This is a genomic window from Nonomuraea sp. NPDC049625, from assembly GCF_040675285.1.
GTDB classification, from domain to species: domain Bacteria; phylum Actinomycetota; class Actinomycetes; order Streptosporangiales; family Streptosporangiaceae; genus Nonomuraea; species Nonomuraea angiospora_A.
The window spans coordinates 323197-342385 of sequence record NZ_JBFAOQ010000005.1 but is presented as its reverse complement, the minus strand read 5'-3'; the positions used below and the strand labels follow the sequence as shown (position 1 = coordinate 342385).

Here is a 19189-nt window from a genome sequence, read left to right as displayed (position 1 = left end):
CCCGCACCCTTATGGAAGAGAGCATCATGGAATACCCCCGCCCCCACTTCGACCGGTCGCACTCCTGGTCGAGCCTGAACGGCGAGTGGGACTTCCGGGCCGACACCGAGCCCGGCTGGAACAGGACTATCACCGTGCCCTTCGCCTGGGAGACCCCCGCGTCGGGCATCGAGGCCCACTGGCTGCCTGTGGCCTGGTACCGCCGCCCGGTCACCGTCCCCGCCGGGTGGGCGGGTCAGCGGGTCGTGCTGCACTTCGGGGCCGTGCACCACGAGGCCACGGTCTGGGTCAACGACGTCGAGGTGGTCACGCACCGGGGCGGCTACACGCCGTTCGAGGCCGACATCACCGACGCGCTGCGCGGCGACGGCCCGCAGGAGGTCGTGGTACGGGTCTGCGCGCCGCTGGACAAGCGGGAGCTCGCGCACGGCAAGCAGCGCAGCATCCCGCGCGACGACTACGACGGCGTCTGCTTCACCCCGTCGTCCGGGATCTGGCAGAGCGTCTGGCTGGAGGCCCGGCCCGCCACGCACCTGGCCGGGCTGAAGCTGCGCCCCTCGGCAAAGCTGGACGCCATCGAGGTGGAGGCCCGGGTGGCGGGGCCGTCGGAGTCCGTGCTGCACCTGACCCTGCGCGGGACGGACACGACGGTGGAGGTCCCGGTCGCGGAGGGCGCGGCACGGGCGGTGCTCCCCGTCGCCGGGCCCCGGCTCTGGTCCCCGGACGACCCGCACCTCTACCACGTGGACGCCCGCCTGACCTCGGCCGACGGCACCGACGAGGTCGCCGCCTACACGGGGCTGCGCCGCGTCGAGGTGATCGGCGAGGACCTGTATCTCAACGGCCGCCGCCTGTTCGTGCGCGGCGTGCTCGACCAGGGCTACTGGCCCCGCACCGGCATCACCGCCCCCGACGACGCCGCGCTCCGCCGCGACATCGAGCTGGCCGCCGCGGCGGGCTACAACCTGGTACGCAAGCACCTCAAGCTGGAGGACCCCCGCTTCGTCCACCACGCCGACGTGCTCGGCATGCTGGTGTGGGCCGAGCCCGCCTCGACCGGCCGCTTCTCGGCGGAGTCGGTGAGCGCGTTCGAGGAGCAGATCGCGCCGATGGTGGAGCGCGACGGCGACTCGCCCGCGATCGTCATCTGGGGCCTGTACAACGAGGAATGGGGCCTGGACTGGGACATCCCGGGCGATGCGGCCAAGCAGCAGGCGGCGGCGCGGGCGTACGAGCTGCTGAAGGCCCTCGACCCGAGCAGGCCGGCCGTGGACAACTCCGGCTGGACCCACGTGAAGACGGACCTGCTCGACTGGCACTACTACGACGAGTCCGCCGCCTCCTGGGGCCGGACGGTGGCCGCGCTGATGGACGGCGAGCAGGACGACTTCCCCGTCCGGCTCGGCCCCGACTACGTCGTGCGCAAGAAGCTGGCCGGATCCCCGTCACAGCCGCTGCGCGGGCTGCCCAACCTCAACAGCGAGTACGGCGGCGGCTTCACCTGCGTCGAGCGGGCCTGGCACCTGCGCTGGCAGACCCAGGAGCTGCGCCGCCACGACCGCCTGGCCGGCTACGTCTACACCGAGCTGTACGACGTCGAGCACGAGTCCGCGGGCCTGCTGGACTTCGAACGCCGCGCCAAGGACCTGGCCGGCGTGCACCCCGCCGACGTGAACGCCACCACCACGCTCGTGCTGGACGTCGTCCCCGTCGCGCCCGGCCGCGACCTGCTGAGCGAGTCGCGCGAGGTCACCGTGCCCGTCCGCGTCTCGCACCACGGGAGCGAGCCGGTCAACGGCCACCTGCACACCGCCTGGACCCCGGTGTTCGGCCCCGCCCCCGATGCCTTCGGCGCGGCGGGCTCCTGGATCGAGGCCAAGCCGTTCCTGCTCAGCGGCCCCGCCGAGGTCGGCGCCGCGCTGCCGGCCGGCTGGACGAGCGGCCGGCTGCACATCGCCCTGGTCAGCGACGGCGAGATCGTCGCCCGCTCGGCCGTGGACGTGGACACCCATACTGCCCCGGTCATCGGGGACGACCCGGCCGCCTGACCTCACGGCACGGCCAGCTCTAGAACCCGTTCCACGGCGGTGTCCGCGCGGGCGGGGTCGGGTGACTCGGAGAGGAAGACGAGGGCGAGCATCACCGCCGCGTCCAGCCGGCACAGCAGCGCGAGCGGCCCGGCGTTGGGCGGGGGCTCGGCGTGGCGCGCGTAGCCGGCGCGCAACGCCTCGAGGTCGAGCTGGTTCTCCGGGAGCCTGGCGAACTCTCCCAGGCGCCCGAACTCCAGGGCGGGGTGGGCGTGCAGGGCGTTCGACCAGTCGAGGAGGGCGCGTACCCGGCCCTGGTGACAGCGGACGTTCGCTCTGCGGACGTCCAGATGGAGCAGGGAGCCACGGCTGAGCGGCGCGGCGATCGGGAGCAGCCGTCCGGGGGCGGGCGGCGGCGGCCAGCCGTCCTTGAGGCGGGCGATCTCCCGCCAGCGGCGCAGGATCCTGCCGACCACGAGCCGGGACGCCGTCAGGTGTTCGGCGGCGACGGGTCGCGGTCCGGGCAGCGGGACCGCGTGGAGGCGCGCCAGGAGCTCGCCGAGCCGGAAGCAGTCCAGCTCCGATCCGTCGTCCTCCACGTAGCGGCTGATCAGGAGGTCCGGCTCGTCCGGGGTCTCGGCGAGGACGAGGGCGACCGGCTCGGGCACGGGCAGGCCGTGGTCGCCCAGCAGGCGGGTGAGCCGGTACTCCTGGCGCAGCAGGGCGCGGGTGTCGACCCGAGGGTCGTTGGCGTTGGAGTCGAAGCGGCGCTCGCCGACGCGGACGGCGACCGGCGGCCCGCCGTCGCCCGGCCGGCCGCGGAAGACGGAGAACTCCAGGCCCCGCCCCAGCGGTTCGAGGCCGGTGATCCCGAGGGCGGCCAGGCGCTCGTCCAGGCTGGGACTGCTCATGGGGCCGGACTCAGCCGTCCTCCTCCTCCAGCCAGAACCCGGACCGCTCCAGCCACCGCCCGAGCAGCGCCGCATCCCCGGAGACCTCGACCTTCGGCGCGGGACGCCGGTAGACGAACAGGAGCAGCTCACTCACCGGCCCGCGAACCGTCACCGAGGCGTCCCCCTGCCCGCGCCTCCAGACGGGCGCGTCCCCACCGAGGTCGACCAGCCACTCGCCGTTGAAGCTCAGCGCCCGTCCCGGGCCGAGCAGCCCGTGCCCCTCGTACGCCTCCGGCACGCAGCTGAACCCCAGCCACTCCTCCAGCCCCTCGACGGCCACCTCGTCGTCGACCTCGAAGCCGGCGCCCAGGGCGAGCGCGGCGTCGGCCCGGTGCAGCACGGTCTCGAACAGCGCCCGCCGCGCCCAGAACACCGGTGTGTCCAGCCCCTGCGGCGTCCACACGGGCCCCTCGGCCCCGCGCAACGCCTCCACCAGCCGCTCCGCGCCCGCCCCGAGCCAGGGATCGAGCTCGGCCGCCACCTCGTCCGTGTACGCGTCGAGGTCGTTGATCCGCTCGTCGGAGACCGGCTCCACGGACCGCGACGCCACGACCGTCCCCATCCAGCGATGGGCTTCGCCGACGTGCCGCAGCAACTGCCCCAGAGACCATCCAGGGCAGGTGGGCACGGGCGTCTTCATGTCCGCGTTCTTGATCAGCGATCGCAGCAGCTCGGTCTGCCCGGCGATCTCGGCCCGCATCCGGTCGTAGGTCAACAGGGACATGCCCACCACCCTAGGGTGATCAGGCGGCCTCAGCAATCGCCTTCCGGGGCGTCGCCCGCCTCGCGGATCGGCCCGACATGGGCCGGACGCAGCGCCGCGTTCGCGCTCGATACGGCCGCGCACTTGCACGCCGCCCGCGAGTCAGAAGCCGAGGCCGAGCAGCACCGTGTGCGCGCCCTCCGGGCCGTGCACGTGCTTGCTCAGCCTCGCCGGGGAGGACACCTTCTCCGCCTTGAGGACGTCGGCGAGGTGCCGCGCCAGCCGTTCGCCGTCGACCTCGCCGGGGCCGCCCGCGTCGAGCGTCCAGGAGCGTACGGTCCGCTCGACCCGCTGCGACCAGCCCTGCTCCGCGCCCGACGAGAAGTGCTTGAACCAGCCCTCGACGGTGAGCCGTTCGGCGGAGCGGATGGCGAGCACGGAGCGGGTTCCCGCGAACAGGGTGACGCTCACCTTCCTGCCGATCGCGCCGGTCTCGGCGGGCAGCGTGCGCAGGAACGCCCCCAGCGGGGGCGGCAGCGCCGCCCACCGGGGCACCCGCCGGCCGCCCGGCGTGCTGAGCCCCTCGTTGGCGGGGGTCAGATATTCGATGACGAATCCACCCGGCGACTGCGACGGCTCGCTCCACTCGAACGTGGCCCGCCGCCACTCCTCATAAGGCTCTGTCGGCTGCAGGGAGAGCTCCGCGCCGGTCGCGGTGGCACGTAGTTCCAGCGATTCGGCGCCGGGCCGCCGCCAGCGCAGGAAAGGGGCTCCCCATTCCGGCGACGGGTCGTACCAGGGGCCGGTCGGGCCGTGGCTGCCGACGCTGTCGGCCGGGCCGATCGCGGCCTCCACCGCCTCGGCGTGCCGCCGGAACGCTGTGGTCGGTGCGCCCTCCAGGGAGAGGGGGACGGTCAGGCCGCGATATTCACGATCGCCCGCGTACCGCCGCTCGTGCTCCGCCACCGGCACCGGCACCGGGACCAGCGGGCCGCGCTCCTCCGCCACCTGCACCAGCCGGCCGTGCCCCTCGGCCGCCGGTCGCAGCGCCTCGCCGGACCAGTCGCCGGGATCCACCTCGCGCCACAGCCATGTCGCGATGCCGGCGGTGTCGTCCTTCGTCATGGGCGTGATCTTAGGCCGTCCCCGCGTGCGGCCTCAGGCTTTCTCGGGGTGGCGCTGGCGTACCGGGGTGGCCAGCGCGATCAGAGCCAGCAGCAGGCAGGACGCCCCCGCGACGACGAACACCGTCGTCGCGCCGTAGTGCGCGGCGCCCCAGCCGAGCGCGGCCGCGCCCACCGGCCCGAGCGAGAAGTGGATCGTCCAGAACGCCGACGTCACCCGGCCCAGCAGGTGAGCGGGCGTCACCTGCTGCCGCAGCGACATGGAGTTGATCCCGGCCAGGCTCACGCACGCCAGATAGAGGGCCATGATGGCGGCCACGCCCCACACGGAGCCGGCGAGTCCGAGGCTGAGGATGGCCAGGCCCGACACGATCTGCGCCCCGATCCACAACGGTCCGAACCCGAGCATCCGCCGCATCCGGGCCACCAGCGCCGAACCGGCCATCGTGCCGACCGCCCCGACGCCCAGCACGACGCCCACCACGGAATCCGGCTGGCCGAGGTCGTGCTTGAGCCGGTAGATGACGATGTCCGTCAGTCCGAGCGTCATGAAGATGAAGAACGACAGCAGGATGGTCAGGGTGCGCAGCACCGGGTGCCGGAGCAGGAACTCCGCCCCGGCCAGCAGCTCCCGCCACGGCCGCCGGCCGGGCGCGGGCTCCACCGGCTCGACGGTCTCGACGGCGTAGCGGGAGGAGTGGGTCAGCAGGACGCCGAGCGCGGACAGCCCGAAGCTGGCGGCGTTGATGGCGATCGCGGCGGTCGGGCCCAGGTGACCGCTCACCACCCCGGCCAGGGTGGGGCCGAGGATGCCCGCTGCGGCGGCCGTGGCGTACAGCATGCTGTTGGCCTCGGTGACGCGCTTCTCGCCGGCCAGGCCGCGGACCGCGGCCACGTACGTGACCTGGAAGACCATGCCCACGGCGGCGGCCAGCGGCAGCACCGCGTACAGGAGCCAGACATGCTGGCCGAACGCCCAGGCCACCGGGATCGTCACGTACAGCACGAGCCGGATGACGTCGCAGGCGATGAGCAGCCGGCGCCGGTCGAACCGGTCGGCGAGCACCCCCGCGAACACCCCGGCCGCCACCGACGCCGCCCCCGACACGCCGGTGAGCAGCCCCATCTGGGCGACGGAGCCGGTGACGTCGAGGATGAGGAGGGGCACCGCGATGAGCGCGAACGAGTCGCCCGCCACGGACAGCGTCTGGGCACACCAGAAGATCAGGAAGTCACGGTCGCGCCACAGCGACCGGCTCACCGGCGGCGCGTCAGCGCGCATCGCCCACGGGGCCTGCCTGGGATGATCGGTATGCGCCGAGCCGGGAGGAAATCACGCGGGCAACCCTATCCCTCCCGATCCGGGGCACGCCGCTCAATTTCCGGCGCCGCTACAGGGTTCGCAGCATCCGGGTGGCGGGGGAAGCCAGGGCGGCCTGCTCGGTCCCGGTGAGGCCGGCCAGGGACCCGGAAATCGGCCGTGGGGGACAGGTCCGCGAACACCCGTGCGGACCAATCGGCCTCTTCCGCGCCGTCCACGGGTTTCACGACCGCGTCGCCGGCCCGGAAAGTCCGTCCCCGGCCGCCGGCGAGCGGGCGGACGGGCGCGGTCAGCCCGAAGGCCGCCAGCACGCCGGGCGGCGGCTCAGTCGTCGTCCCCAAGGTCATGGCGGCCATCGTGCCGGATCGCCGCCCCGCCGAGCACGCGGATTTCCGGCGGGAGGCACCATGGTCGTCATGACCGAGGAACCTCTCACCGGCGGGAACAACGCCCTGGAGGTCGTCCGGGCCGGCGACACGGTCCGCCGCGTGCGCGACGTCGAGACGGCCAACCTCGGCGACCCCGCGCTCCCGCCCGCGCGCCGCCGCCACGCGGAAGCGGCCGTGGCCTGGGCCACGGCCGACCGCGCGTTCGTCCGGCGGCACCAAGCGTTGCTGGACGCGCTGCGGTGAGGGGCGCCGCGAAGGTCCGCGGCGCCCCGGTGATCAGTTGCCGCGTAGCACCGTCGTGGCCTTGTTGCCGGCGTAGTCCTCCAGCACCGCGACCACCTCGCTACCGGCGCTGGACATGGTCACCGTCTCGGCGGCCCGGGTGGTGCGGCCGCGGATGATGTACGGCTTGGCGCCCGACCCGTACGTAGTCGCGAACGACTTCGCCTGGCCGTTCTCAAGGACGGTCAGGGTGTGCCAGTCCGGAAGCGTCGGCCGGGAGAAGGTGAACGTGTTCCCGCTGATCTTCACCGCCGACGCCGGGTAGGGCGCGATCTCGGTGTCGGCGAACTTCCCGCGCACCGCGGTGGCCGTGCCAGGCCCCGCCCGCAGGGTGAGCAGGTAGCCGTCGCCGTTGACGGGCACCCCGGTCAGCGTCGTGCCCGTGCCGCTCCCGGGCAGCTCGACCTCCTTGCTGTACGGGCGGGACGTGTCGAGGCTCTGGACCTTCAGCGTGACGGGCCGGCCGTTCGCGGGCGGAGTCCAGGAGGCGGTCAGCGTGCCGTCCGGCCTGGCCGAAGCCTTCACCTTGGCCGGCGCCGTGGCCAGGTCGAACGAGGTGGTCGCGGCCGGGCTCTCGGACCCGTCCGGGCCGACCGCCACCAGCCTGATCGTCCCCGACGTGGCCGTGAAGCGCTTGACGTAGTAGACGTCGTCGTAGATCCCGCCGAGGTAGGTGTCGTCGAGGTAGACGTCGTAGCGGCGCACCTTGTCGTACCCGGCGCTCTTCCAGGACAGGAACAGCTCGCCGGTCTCGGGCAGCAGCTGGGTGATGCGCAGGTCCTGCGGCGCCGCGGGGGTGCGGTCCTTGCCGTCGCGCAGGGCCAGCGCGCCGAGGTTGACCTGGTATCCCTGGATCGGGCGGGCGCCGGCGGCGACGACCAGGCCGAGCGCGGCGACGCGCCGGCCGGCGTACGCCGACAGGTCCACCGACCGCGTGCTCCAGCCCGTGGTGCGCTGGCCCGAGCCGGCCAGCGGCAGCTGGACCACCTTGGTGGGGTCGGAGGCGAGCACGAGGCCGAGCCGCAGCTCGGAGTCGTCGCTCGCCGAGGGCTTGGTGTAGGTCAGGTCGAGGGTCGAGCCCTTGGCGACCTGCAGGTCCGTCTTGTAGAGCCGTACGGTGTTGTCACCGTCGAGCGTGCCGCTGAGCACGAGCGAGCTGCCGCCGTTGTAGGCGCCGATCTTCTGGTACGAGAACCGGCTCGCCGGCGTGTACGCGGGGCCGTAGTCGAAGTCGGCGCTGAGCGGCGTCCCGGCCGCGTCGATCCACCACTGCCAGGTCACCGGGATGTCCTGGAGGTTGATGTTGCCCCACTCCTTCAAGTTCGACAGCCGGCCCTTGGTCCAGGTGGACAGGCCGTGGCCGGTGTTGAAGGAGGTGGCGAACGTGGTGCCGCCGATGACGGAGCGCTCGGCGACGTACTTGGAGATCCCCTTCCAGGTGCCCTCGGGGGTGGTGGCGCCGGCCGAGGAGCCGGTCCACCAGCGGCGCTCCCGGTCGAAGACGTCCCGCTGCGCGGCGTCGTCGGTCTTGCTCGCGTAGTCGGAGGAGACGAAGTCGGCGCCGAGCGTGGCGATGGCGTTCATCGGCGCGCCGGCGGCGTCGAGGTTGTCCTCGAGGTTGTACGGCTGGTTGAACTGGTACTGCCCGGCCTCGACCCCGGCGAAGACGCTCTTGCGGGAGTCCAGCCCGAGACCGGCGGCGTAGCTCTTGGAGTTGGTGAGCTTGGTCCGGTTCCACCAGTAGTTGAGGAAGATGGAGTCGGACACGTCGCCGAGCCGCGCGTCGCGCACGAACGGGCCGTTCACCGCGTTGAACTCGTTCTGGTACGAGATGGCGCCCGTGGAGTTGTCGATGGAGTCGTACCACTGCACGTAGATGCCGCCGTCGCGCAGCTGCTTCAGGAACTGCTTGTACACCGGGATGTCCGCCGGCGCGACCCGCGCCTCCTGGTTGATGAAGTAGCCGTCGAAGCCGTAGAACTTGGCGACCTGGATCAGCTTGGCGGCCACGGGGAAGCCGCCGGCGGCGTCGCGGACCAGCAGCTCGGAGTAGGTCTGGTCGCCGCGGTCGTTGTCGGAGAAGAAGATGCAGCCCAGCGAGCGCACCCCGTTGGCGTGGGCGGCGTTGGTGTAGCCGGGGTTGGGCAGGTTGAGCATCCCGAACTCGAACCACTTCTCCCGCCAGTCGGCGGCCGGGTCGTAGTAGTTCACCGGGACTCCCTGGGTGGGCATGCCGTGCCAGGAGCCGTAGAAGTCGGCGTACTGCCAGTAGTTGAACAGGTACTGGCTGAACTCGTTGGTGTAGGGGTGGCTCTCGAAGAAGGCGTTGCCGTAGTCGCCGGCCAGGGTCAGCAGCTGGGTGCCGGCGGGCAGCGCCGGGTTGCGCTGCGTGGCGGCGTTGGCGGCGTTGCGCTGCTGGAGCGGCACCTTGGCGCGCAGTAATTCGGCGCCGGCGTCGTCGGCGGGGTTCCAGCGCAGCAGGTCGGTGACGGAGTAGCCGTGCTGGTAGGGCTGGCTGGCGCCGACCGTGCTCTCGCCGGTCCAGGGCAGCGTGTCGCTGGCCGCGGCGCCGGTGGCGGTCAGCGCGACGGCGAGCATCGCGGCCAGGGCGGCGGTGCCGGCGCGCGTCACCGCCCTTCTGCGGGTGCGATGTGATCGGGCCATCACGACTCCTCACTGTCGGGAAGGGGGTCGGCCGGTCCGGGGGAGTGGACGGCCGGGCGGACGGTTTCGTGCAGGTCCGCGACGTACAGGTCGGTACGGGCCCGGTCCGCCGCGTCCTCGGCGAAGCAGCGCGCGGCGGGCAGGTCCCAGACGACGGCGGTACGGCCGCCCGCCGGGACGGTGACCCTGCGGAAGGCGAGCAGTTCGCGCAGGCGCGGCAGCACCCGGCCTCCGGTACGGCGCCCGAACAGCGGCACGACGACCTCGGCCGCGGCGCCGCCCGGGTTGGCGACCTCGACGCTCACCCGGACCGTGTCCGCGCCGGCCTCGGCGGTGAGGCGGTCGAGGAGCACGGGCCGGTAGCGCAGGCCGTGGCCGAACGGGAAGAGCACCGGGTCCGGCGCGTCCTGGTAGACGTCGCCGGCGGGGTGCCGGTCGTTGTGGCGGACCGGTACCGCGCCCGGATGGGCGGGCGCGGTGAACGGCAGGCGGCCGACCGGCTCGTAGCCGCCGAACAGCGCGTCGGCGATCGCGTGGCCTCCGTGCGGGCCGGGGTAGCCGGCCCACAGCAGCGCGTCGGTGCGCGCCAGGACGCCGGTGAGCACATGCGGCCGGCCGGCGACGACGACGGCCACCACGGGGCAGCCGGCCCGCGCCCGGACGGCGGCGACCAGGTCGTCCTGGCCGCCAGGCAGGGTGAGATCGGCCAGGTCGACGCCTTCCCCGGCGGTCGCCGCGGCCGCCTGGCCCGCGATCGCCCCGTTGGCCGCGAACTCCTCGGCGTACGTGCGGTGGCTCGTCCCGCCGAGCGCCAGGATCACCAGGTCGGCGCCGCTCAGGTCGGCCACCGTGGGGACACCCGGCGGGCACAGCACCTCGGCGTCCGGCAGGGCCTGCCGCAGGGCGAGGTCCAGGCCGGCGGCCGACCCCGGCGGCAGGGGCGGCACGTAGTCGCCCAGCAGGGCGGTGACGTCGCGGGCGTTCGGGCCGGCGAGGACGACCTTGGTCAGCGACCGAGGTTCGAGGGGCAGGAGGCCGCCGGCGTTGTGCAACAGCACCAGGGACTGCCGGGCCAGGCGGCGGGACAGGCTGTCGGCGGCCCGCCCGGCCAGCGCGAGCGCCTCGCGGCGCTTGGCCAGAGTGAGCGCCTCGTGGCGGCCGGCCAGGGTGAGCGCCTCGCGGTGCCCGGCCGGCGTGAGCGCCTCGCGTTCGGCGCCTGGGGCGGCCTCACCCGCGGTGTCCCCGAGCAGGCCGGCGCGGTGCTTGAGGGTGAGCACCCGGCGGCAGGCGGCGTCGACCAGCTCGGCCACCCGCGGGTCCGCCAGGGCCGCCTCCTCCAGCAGGGCGAAGGACTCGTCCCAGAGCGACAGGTCCACCCCGGCCTCCAGCGCGGCCACGGCGGCGGACGCCGGGTCGCCCGTCATCGCCGTCAGCCGGTCCACGGCCAGCCCGTCGGCCATGACGACCCCGTCGAATCCGCATTCGTCCCGCAGGAAGCCGGTCAGGAGGTCGCGGTTGGCGCAGCACGGCACCCCGTCGATGTCGTTGTAGGCCGCCATGAACCCCAGCGCCCCGGCCTCCACCGCGGCCCGCGCCGCCGGGAGATGCAGCTCGCGCAGGTCGCGGGGGCCGATGACGGCGGACTGGCCGTTGCGCCCGCCGACCGCCTCGCCCTGGGCGGCCAGGTGCTTGAGCACGACCGCGACCCCGCCGCGGCCCACCGCGCCGCGATCGGCGCCCTGCATGCCGATCACCAGCGCCCGGGTGAGCTCGGCGGCCAGCAGCGGATCCTCCCCGAAGCACTCCTCCGCCCGGCCCCAGCGCGGGTCCCGCAGCAGGTCGAGCGCGGACACCAGGGCCAGGTGCACGCCGCTCGCAGCGAGTTCGGCGGCGACGGCGGCCGCGGCCTCGGCCAGCAGGTCCGGATCCCATCCGGCGGCCACCGCGAGGTTGGTGGGCAGCAGCGTCCCGCCGAGCGCCTGGTGCCCGTGCGGGGCCTCCTCCGACAGCAGCACCCCGATCCCGTGGCCGCCGGCCCGCGTCACCTCGTCCTGGACGAGGGCGGCGACCTCGGCGCGCTCCTCCGGCCGGATCCCGTCGGCCCAGGTGCGGCCCGACCAGGCGTCGGCGCGGAAGACCCCGTACAGCGCGCCGAGCCCGCCCCACCGGTCGAGCTCGGCGCGGGCGAGATCGGTGAGCCGGAATCCGCCCCGAGGAGCCCGCTCGACGGCCTGCCAGCCGTAGAGGCGCTGGTTGAGCTGGCCGACCTTCTCGCGCGGGGACAGCTTGGCGAGCAGGCGCTCGACCGGCTCAGCGGTCGGCATGGGCGGCCATCCGGTCGAGGACCTCGTCGTCGGCGACCGAACTGTAGAAGGTGCGGCCCGTGGGCTCGGCGTGGACGAGCCGTTCGATGCCGCGGGCGCGCAGCGCGGCCGGCTCGCCCGCGGTCGCGGAGGTCACCAGGGCGGGGCGGGCCCCGGCGCGGGCGCGGCCCATCCAGGTCTCGAAGACGCCGCCGCCGGGGGAGAGCTCCGCCCGTGACACGGGGACGTCGTCGGCGCCGACGGGGACGACGACGGCCTCGGTCCGCGGGGAGGGGCGCGACCGGTGCCGCAGCTCCGCGGCCAGGTCGGCGAAGCGCCGGCCGATCGGCTTGACCGCGCCGTCCGCCCCGATCAGGCCGAGGCTGTGCTCCAGGTCGGGGAAGTCGGCCAGCCGGCGCTCCACGTCGTGCGAGCACCACCACGTGACGCCCCACAGGGCGTCGCTGTCGGCCGCCGCCCGCACGGTCCCCTCGCAGAAGCCGGGCGCCTGGTCCTCGGTCAGGTGGTTGAGCGGCGCGCCGACCTCCTGCAGCCAGACCGGACGCGCCGGGTCGAGGGCGAAGGCGCGTGACAGCTCGATGAGGTACGCGGCATGGGTGATGCTTTCGTGTGACATCGCCCCATAGCCCTGGGCGGTGCCGTTGAAGATCCACGAGTGGATCACGCTCATCTGGCCGTGCCGGCTGGAGTGCGCCGGGGTGAAGGGGTGGTCGTCGGCGTACCAGACGGCGTCGTACTCGGCGTTGAGCCGGAAGTGGCGGCGGTCGCGCGGCCCATCGCCGTGCAGCGCCCGCAGCCAGGCCGTCACCTGCCGGGCGGTGGCCGGCATCGGGCTCGGATGCAGCGCGGAGGTGAACTGGTTGACCTCGTTGCCCAGGGTCAGGCCGAGGAAGTTGGGCAGGTCGTACAGGTGCCCGTCGAGCGCCTCCACCAGCTCGGCCTGCGCGGCGATCGCGTCGGGGTCGGTGAACATGCTGCGCCGATGCCAGTCCGTCAGCCAGCTCGGCACGAAGTCGAAGCCGGACAGGTGCCCCTGCAGGACGTCCACGCTCGCATCGAGGCCGGCCTCGCCGGCGATCTCCACGACGCGGCGGACGTCGTCGAGCGCGCGGCGGCGGATCAGCGTCCGGTTCGGCTGCAGGACGGGCCACAACGGCATCACGCGTACGTGGTCCAGGCCCAGCCCGGCCAGGGCCTCCATGTCCCGCCGGGTGGCCGCCCAGTCCGGATCCAGCCAGGAGTAGAACCAGTCCTGGGAAGGCGTGTAGTTGACCCCGAATCTCAGCATTTCAACCTTTCAAGCCTCCCGCTTCGAGCCCGCGGAAGAAGTAGCGCTGCAAGATGGCGAAGAACGTGACGATGGGAACCAGGGCGATGATCGTGCCGGCCGCGATGAGGCGCGGATCGTCGTAGAAGGTGCCGCGCAGGCGGTTCAGCCCGACGGTGAGGGTGTAGTTGTCCTCGTCGGACAGCACGATGAGCGGCCACAGGAAGTCGTTCCACGAGCCGACGAAAGCGAAGATCGCCACGACCGTGATGACGCCCTTGACCTGGGGGACGGAGACGCGGATGAACCGCTGCCAGGCGTTGGCGCCGTCGACGATGGCAGCCTCCTCGAACTCGGCCGGCAGGTTGCGGAACGCGTTGCGCATGAGCAGGACGTTCAGCGCGGCCACGATCGTCGGCAGGACGACCCCCAGCAGGGTGTTGGCCAGCCCGGCCGCCCTGACCAGCAGGAACTGGGAGATCAGCACGGTTTCGGCCGGGACGAGCAGGGCCGCGACGCAGATGGCCGCCGCCACCCCGCGGCCTCGGAAGCGCAGCTTGCCCAGCGCGTACCCGGCGCACGTGGCGCCCACCACGTTGCCGGTGACGGCCATGGCGGCCACGAGCAGAGAGTTGAGCAGGTAGTGCGGCACCGGGACGCGGTCGAGCACCGTCGCGAAGTTCCCCAGCGTGGGATGGCCGGGAAGCAGCTCGGGCGGCCGCGTGTAGAGCGCGTCGCCGGCTCCCTTGAGCGACAGCGAGACCTGCCACAGCAGCGGGCCCGCCAGCAGCACGGCCATCAGCAGGAGGATGAGGTAGCGCACGACCATGCCTGCCGCGATGCGGCGTCGCGCGGACGGACCGGACATCAGGAGGACCTCTGCTTGCGTTGCAGGACGAGCTGCGCGACCAGCAGCCCGCCGAGGATGACGAACATGACCAGGCTGATCGCGCCCGCGTAGCCGGTGCGCGCCTGCAGGCCGGTGCCCTCGCGCTGGATGAGCATGGTCATCGTGAGATCGCCGCCGCCGACCCCGCCGGTGCCGTCGGTGAGCACGTAGATCTCGCCGAACACCCGGAAGGCCGCCACCGAGGACAGCACGCCGATGAGCCCCATCGTGGAGCGCACCCCCGGGACGGTGACGCTGAGGAAGCTGCGTATCGGGCCCGCGCCGTCCATCGCCGCCGCGTCGTACAGGCTCTGATCGATGTTCGCCAGCGCGGCCAGGTAGATGACCATGTAGTAGCCCAGGCCCATCCACACGGTGACGAACATCGCGCTGAACAGCAGCAGCCACCGGTCGGTCAGGAAGGGCACCGGCGCGGCGACCGCCTTGAGCGTGCCGAGCAGCTCGTTCACCAGGCCGCGCTTGTCGAGCATGTTCGTCCAGATCAGCCCGACGATGACCGGCGACATGATCACCGGCAGGTACATCGTGGTGCGGAAGAAGCCCATCAGCCGGCCGGCGCCGCTCAGCAGCGAGGCGAGCACGAGCGGCAGCGCCACCATGAGCGGCACCACGCACACCGTGTAGAGCGTGGAGTTCAGCAGCGCGGTGCCGAAGCGCTCGTCGGTGAACATCCGCCGGAAGTTGTCCCACCCGGTGAACTCCCCGGCCCTGAGCAGGGTGGAGTCCGTGAACGCCAGGCGCAGCGTGTTCAGGAACGGCACGAGGACCAGGACCACGATGACGGCCAGCGCCGGCAGCAGGAACAGCCACGGGGTCAGGCGCCAGCGATGGGTCGCCGGCGCGCTGCCCTCGTCGTGCGTGGCGGAGCCGGTCATCCGTGCGCGGCCAGCCGCTCGTTGGAGTACTTGACCGACTCGTCCAGCGCCTGCTGCACCGTCTTCTTGCCGAGCAGCGCCTGGGCGATCTGCTCGCGCAGCGTGTCGGCGTCGGCCGAGCCGGAGAACGCCGGAGGCCACCACACGACCGCCTTCTTCACCTGGGCGGCGCTCTCCAGGCGCACCTTCGTGGCGGGGTCGCCGTCGTCCTTGGTGAAGTACTCGTCGTCCATCGACCCGGCCGACGAGGGGAACACCGAGGCCTTCTTGGCGAAGGCGAGCTGGTTGGCGGTGTTGGTGACGTACTTGGCGAAGGCCGTGGCCAGCGGCTGGTTCTTGCCGGCGGCGTTCACGACGAGCGACTCGATGTACATGTTGGGGGCGGCGTTGCTGATCCGCGGCCCGATCCCGAGCGTCTTGTAGATCTCGGGCGCGGTGTCCTTCAGGTCGTTGAGGGTGTACGAGCTGCCCGACAGGTACGCCAGCCGGCCGGCCTTGAACTCCTCGACCTCCTTGGTCTGCAGGTTGTTCAGCGCCTCCTGGGTCAGGCCCTTGCTGGCGAACAGCTTGCGGAAGCGCTCGACGAACTCCGCGCCCTTGGCGTCGTTGTAGGTGAACTGCTTGCCCGCGGCGTCCATGAGGGGCACGCCGTACTCGCCGAACATCTCGATGACGGGCATCCGGGCGATCATCGACACGTCCGAGCAGTTCTTGGCCATGGTCTCGGCCTGGTCGAACAGCTCGTCGTAGGTGGCGGGCAGCTTGGCCGGGTCGAGACCGCACTTCTTGAACAGCGCGGTGTTGAAGAACGCCGGCCCGGTGTTCAGGTACCACGGGTAGCCGTAGGTCCCGCCGCCGAGCCCGCTGAACGTCATCGCCTGCCACGCCTTGTCCAGATACTGGCCCTTGGCCTGGGGGTCGGCCTTGTTCAGGTCGAGCAGGACCCCGGCCTGGGCCAGCGTGTAGGCGGCCTCGGGGCCCATGTCCACGACGTCGGGCAGCGCCCCCGCCGCGGCGTCGGCCGACAGCTTGTCCTGGTAGCCCTCGGCGGGCTGGTCCACCCAGGCGATCTTCGTGCCCGGGTGCTCCTTCTCGAAGGCCGCGATCAGCTCGGTGAAGTACGGCGTGAACTTCTCGTTCTTCAGGTTCCACGTCTGGAACTTGATCGATCCCGTCAGCGCCCCGCCCGAGGCCTGCGGCGTCGCTCCGCCGTCACCGCACCCGGACAGCAGCAGCGATCCCAGGGCCAGCGCCGCGACGCAGGTCCGTGTTCTCATTGGACATCCTCCTTGAGTGATGCATGAGTGGCGATCCGCAGGGTCGCCACCTGGAAGGGGCCGAGGTCCAGCCGCGCCTCGCCCACGGGACGGCGCGCGCCCGCCGGGCCCAGGGCCACGGGCAGGTCCTCGTCCGCGCCGAGCTCCCGTTCGAGCAGGTCGGTCTCCCACACGACGGCTCCCGCGCCGAGCTCCTCGTGGCAGCTCAGCCGGGCGCTCGCCCGTCCGCCCCGCGTCTCGTACACGCGTACGACCAGGTCGCCGGAGCCGTCGTCGGCCTGCTTCACCCAGTCGACGAGCGCGTGGCCGGTGAGGAGCTCCAACCGGACCAGCGGCGCGGGCAGGCCGGTGAGGTCGGGCGCGTTGAACGCGTACGCGGCCTCGACCGCGGCCGGCACGTCCGCGCCGGGCAGCACCGCCCAGCGGAAGGTGTGCGTGCCGAGGTCGGCGCGGGGGTCGGGGAAGCGCGCGCCCCGCAGCAGGGAGAGCCGGACGACGGTGGAGTCGCCGTCGGCGCGGGCGTCGGCCCCGTACATCGTGTCGTTCACGATCGCGAGGCCGAAGTCGCCGTCGTCCACGTGCACGTAGCGGTGCATCGCGGCCTCGAACATCGCCTCCTCGGTCGCGGTGTTGGTCAGCAGCGGGCGTTCGACGTAGCCGTACTGGGTCTCGAAGCGCGCGGTCCGCGCCAGGACCCGCACCGGGACGGCGACCTTGAGCAGGCGTTCGCGCTCCTGCCAGTCCACGGCGCACTCGGTCTCGAACCGCCCGGTGCCGGCCCGCAGCCACATGGTCAGCGTGACCGTGGACGCGCCGGTCCGCCGGACCACCTCCACGCCGGCGTCGGGCCCACTCCGGACCACCCTGCGGCTGGTGACGTCGTCGAACGCCCGGGGGTGGCGCAGCACGTGGCGGTCCACGTCCCAGGCGTCCCAGCGCACCGGCTCGTCGCGGAAGAGCTGCAGCTCGTTGAGGCGGCGGCCGGGCGGGACGACCTCCCGGCCACTGCGCAGGTCGAGGAGCGAGACGACGTGGCCGCCGCCGTCCACCACGACCCGCAGCAGGCCGTCGTCCAGCACGGTGGCGCCGGCCTCGCCGTCGGAGACCTCGACCCCGACCTCGACCCCGACCACGACGGGGGCCGTTCCGGGCCGCGCCGGCGTGGTGAACGGGGGCAGCCCGCCCTCGGCCCGCTCGTCGCCGAGCGCCGCGCCTGCTCGCTTGATCAGATCGTGCAGGCGCTCCTCGATCGCCAGGTAGGTGTCGCGGGCCTCGCGGTGCACCCAGCTGATCGACGTGCCCGGGAGGATGTCGTGGAACTGGTGCAGCAGCACGGTGCGCCAGATCTCGTCGAGGTCCTCGCGCGGGTACGGCGCCCCGCGCAGCGCGCTCGCCGCCGCGCTGAGATATTCGGCGGCTCGGAGCAGCGACTCGCAGCGCCGGTTGTGCCGCTTCATGGCCGCCTGCGAGGTCAGGGTGCCTCGATGCAGCTCCAGATAGAGCTCGCCACGGTAGACCGGCTCCAGCGCCCCGGCCTCCCGCAGCTCGGACTCGGCCTCCTCGAAGAACTCCGCCGGGGTCCTGGAGATCACGCGTGGCGCCCCCTCCAGGTCGGCGAAGCGGCGCAGCCGCTCGGCCATCTCCCGGGTGGGGCCGCCGCCTCCGTCGCCGTAGCCGTACGGGAGCAGCGAATGGGAGGCGATCGCCTTGTCCTTGAACGTGGCGACCGCGTGATGGAGCTCGCGGGCGGTCACCTCGGCGGCGTACGTCTCCGCGGGCGGGAAGTGGGTGAAGACGCGGGTGCCGTCGATGCCCTCCCACCAGAAGGAGTGGTGCGGGAAGACCGTGGTGTCGTTCCAGGAGATCTTCTGCGTCAGGAACCAGCGGGACCCGGCCCTGCGGGCCAGCTGCGGCAGGGCGCCCGAGTAGCCGAAGGAGTCGGGCAGCCACATCTCGCGGGGCTCGCGGCCGAATCGGCTGAGGAAGTAGCGCTTGCCGTAGGTCAGCTGGCGCACCATCGACTCGCCGGTGGGGATGACGCCGTCCGCCTCCACCCACATGCCGCCGACGGGCACGAACCGGCCCTGCTCGACATAGTGCCGCAGCCGCTCGAACAGCTCCGGATAGTGCTCTTCGAGCCAGCTGAAGTGCTGGGCCGCCGACATCGTGTACACCAGGCCGGGGTCGGCGTCGAGGAGGGCGAGCGCGTTGGAGACCGTACGGGCGAGCTTGCGGACCGTCTCGCGCAGCGGCCACAGCCACGCCGTGTCCATGTGCGCGTGCCCGACGGCCGTGATCCGGTGGGCGCTGGCGTGCGCGGGCGTGGCCAGGACGGGAGCGAGGATCGCCCGCGCCCGCCCGGCACTCGCCTCGGCGTCCGCCTCGTCGTAGACGTCCAGGGCCTCCTCGATCGCGCGCAGCAGCCGCCAGTGACGCGGCTCGTCCGCGCTCAGCTCGGCGGCCAGGCCGCCGGCCACGTCCAGGTCGCAGCACAGCGCGTGGATCTCCGGCGAGAACGCGGCGATCTCCGCGCGGCGCAGCCTGAACTGCTCGAACGGCTCCTGCGCGCCCTTCTCGCCGTGCTCGGTGACGACGAAGGGCGGCAGGCCGAGCAGCAGGGGATTGGCCGCCGCCTCGACATACAGCACGAACGAGCCGTCGGCGTCGACCAGATCGGCCCCGTGACCTCGTAACCGGATGTCGGACTGGCGGGGGTGCAGGCCCTTGACGATCGTCGCGTCCGGGGTGAAGACCAGGCCCTCGCAGTGACCGCCCACGGAGTGGTCGAACCAGCCCAGGTCCAGCACCAGGTCGATCGGGCCGTCCTGCCCCGGGTCGACCGTGCCCCGGATCCGGAACCAGGTCGTGGACCAGGCCTCGCCCCAGGCGGCGCCCAGGGGGAAGGGGCGGTAGGCGGGGGCGGCCCGGCCGGCGTCGGGTTCGAGCCCGAGGGCATGGCGGGCGCGCACCGGCTCGCCGTCGTCCGGGACCGTCCAGGCCTCGACCTCGACACCGCCCAGCCGGGTGTGGAGCCGGGGCTGAATCCGTTCCCGCCGCACGCGGGCGAGCCTCT

At 72.8% G+C, this 19189-nt stretch carries 13 protein-coding genes; 2 read left to right on the top strand and 11 right to left on the bottom strand.

Annotation, left to right across the window (positions count from 1 at the left end; genetic code table 11):
* The first annotated feature begins 26 nt into the window (after positions 1-26).
* Positions 27-2048: a sugar-binding domain-containing protein gene (locus AB0J87_RS24100; RefSeq protein WP_363968463.1), complete on the top strand. Its 2022-nt coding sequence runs from the start codon at positions 27-29 to the stop codon at positions 2046-2048.
* Positions 2049-2050: 2 nt separating this feature from the next.
* On the opposite strand, the gene AB0J87_RS24095 is transcribed toward AB0J87_RS24100, so the two are convergent.
* The 4 genes from AB0J87_RS24095 to AB0J87_RS24080 form a co-directional block, all read right to left on the bottom strand.
* A complete protein-coding gene (locus AB0J87_RS24095) occupies positions 2051-2938 on the bottom strand; it encodes a phosphotransferase (RefSeq protein WP_363968461.1) in 888 nt (295 codons plus the stop codon).
* Between the two features lie 10 nt (positions 2939-2948).
* Positions 2949-3704, bottom strand: a complete 756-nt coding sequence (locus AB0J87_RS24090) for a maleylpyruvate isomerase family mycothiol-dependent enzyme (RefSeq protein WP_363968459.1) — start codon at positions 3702-3704, stop codon at positions 2949-2951.
* Between the two features lie 141 nt (positions 3705-3845).
* On the bottom strand, positions 3846-4808 hold the full coding sequence (locus tag AB0J87_RS24085) for a hypothetical protein (RefSeq protein ID WP_363968457.1): 963 nt from the start codon (positions 4806-4808) through the stop codon (positions 3846-3848).
* A 33-nt stretch (positions 4809-4841) separates the two neighbouring features.
* On the bottom strand, positions 4842-6089 hold the full coding sequence (locus AB0J87_RS24080) for an MFS transporter (RefSeq protein ID WP_363968455.1): 1248 nt from the start codon (positions 6087-6089) through the stop codon (positions 4842-4844).
* A gap of 455 nt (positions 6090-6544) precedes the next feature.
* Between AB0J87_RS24080 and AB0J87_RS24075 the strand changes: the two genes are divergently transcribed.
* A complete protein-coding gene (locus tag AB0J87_RS24075; RefSeq protein WP_363968453.1) occupies positions 6545-6760 on the top strand; it encodes a hypothetical protein in 216 nt (71 codons plus the stop codon).
* Positions 6761-6793: 33 nt separating this feature from the next.
* Here AB0J87_RS24075 and AB0J87_RS24070 read toward each other — a convergent pair whose 3' ends face one another.
* Genes AB0J87_RS24070 through AB0J87_RS24040 form a run of 7 tightly spaced genes read right to left on the bottom strand, consistent with a single transcriptional unit; the run spans position 6794 to position 19175 of the window.
* Entirely contained in the window at positions 6794-9463 is a 2670-nt protein-coding gene (locus tag AB0J87_RS24070) for a hypothetical protein (RefSeq protein WP_363968451.1), read from the bottom strand.
* Positions 9463-11787, bottom strand: coding sequence for a glycoside hydrolase family 3 N-terminal domain-containing protein (locus tag AB0J87_RS24065; RefSeq protein ID WP_363968449.1), 2325 nt, complete (start codon positions 11785-11787; stop codon positions 9463-9465). The genes AB0J87_RS24070 and AB0J87_RS24065 overlap by 1 nt, the downstream gene beginning before the upstream one ends.
* On the bottom strand, positions 11774-13075 hold the full coding sequence (locus tag AB0J87_RS24060; RefSeq protein WP_363968447.1) for a glycosyl hydrolase: 1302 nt from the start codon (positions 13073-13075) through the stop codon (positions 11774-11776). Before AB0J87_RS24060 ends, AB0J87_RS24065 begins: the two co-directional genes overlap by 14 nt.
* 1 nt (position 13076) lies before the next feature.
* Positions 13077-13922, bottom strand: coding sequence for a carbohydrate ABC transporter permease (locus tag AB0J87_RS24055; RefSeq protein ID WP_355198690.1), 846 nt, complete (start codon positions 13920-13922; stop codon positions 13077-13079).
* On the bottom strand, positions 13922-14839 hold the full coding sequence (locus AB0J87_RS24050) for a sugar ABC transporter permease (protein WP_363968445.1): 918 nt from the start codon (positions 14837-14839) through the stop codon (positions 13922-13924). Before AB0J87_RS24050 ends, AB0J87_RS24055 begins: the two co-directional genes overlap by 1 nt.
* Entirely contained in the window at positions 14836-16116 is a 1281-nt protein-coding gene (locus AB0J87_RS24045; RefSeq protein ID WP_363968443.1) for an extracellular solute-binding protein, read from the bottom strand. The genes AB0J87_RS24050 and AB0J87_RS24045 overlap by 4 nt, the downstream gene beginning before the upstream one ends.
* On the bottom strand, positions 16113-19175 hold the full coding sequence (locus AB0J87_RS24040; protein WP_363968441.1) for a glycoside hydrolase family 38 C-terminal domain-containing protein: 3063 nt from the start codon (positions 19173-19175) through the stop codon (positions 16113-16115). The genes AB0J87_RS24045 and AB0J87_RS24040 overlap by 4 nt, the downstream gene beginning before the upstream one ends.
* Positions 19176-19189 lie beyond the last annotated feature (14 nt).

Excerpts from the sequence above, each read along its gene's own strand:
- AB0J87_RS24095 (WP_363968461.1), bottom strand. The coding sequence starts at position 2,938 with ATGAGCAGTCCCAGCCTGGACGAGCGCCTGGCCGCCCTCGGGATCACC.
- AB0J87_RS24100 (WP_363968463.1), top strand. The coding sequence starts at position 27 with ATGGAATACCCCCGCCCCCACTTCGACCGGTCGCACTCCTGGTCGAGC.
- AB0J87_RS24090 (WP_363968459.1), bottom strand. The coding sequence starts at position 3,704 with ATGTCCCTGTTGACCTACGACCGGATGCGGGCCGAGATCGCCGGGCAG.
- AB0J87_RS24075 (WP_363968453.1), top strand. The coding sequence starts at position 6,545 with ATGACCGAGGAACCTCTCACCGGCGGGAACAACGCCCTGGAGGTCGTC.
- AB0J87_RS24045 (WP_363968443.1), bottom strand. The coding sequence starts at position 16,116 with ATGAGAACACGGACCTGCGTCGCGGCGCTGGCCCTGGGATCGCTGCTG.
- AB0J87_RS24080 (WP_363968455.1), bottom strand. The coding sequence starts at position 6,089 with ATGCGCGCTGACGCGCCGCCGGTGAGCCGGTCGCTGTGGCGCGACCGT.
- AB0J87_RS24085 (WP_363968457.1), bottom strand. The coding sequence starts at position 4,808 with ATGACGAAGGACGACACCGCCGGCATCGCGACATGGCTGTGGCGCGAG.
- AB0J87_RS24065 (WP_363968449.1), bottom strand. The coding sequence starts at position 11,787 with ATGCCGACCGCTGAGCCGGTCGAGCGCCTGCTCGCCAAGCTGTCCCCG.
- AB0J87_RS24050 (WP_363968445.1), bottom strand. The coding sequence starts at position 14,839 with ATGACCGGCTCCGCCACGCACGACGAGGGCAGCGCGCCGGCGACCCAT.
- AB0J87_RS24060 (WP_363968447.1), bottom strand. The coding sequence starts at position 13,075 with ATGCTGAGATTCGGGGTCAACTACACGCCTTCCCAGGACTGGTTCTAC.
- AB0J87_RS24070 (WP_363968451.1), bottom strand. The coding sequence starts at position 9,463 with ATGGCCCGATCACATCGCACCCGCAGAAGGGCGGTGACGCGCGCCGGC.
- AB0J87_RS24055 (WP_355198690.1), bottom strand. The coding sequence starts at position 13,922 with ATGTCCGGTCCGTCCGCGCGACGCCGCATCGCGGCAGGCATGGTCGTG.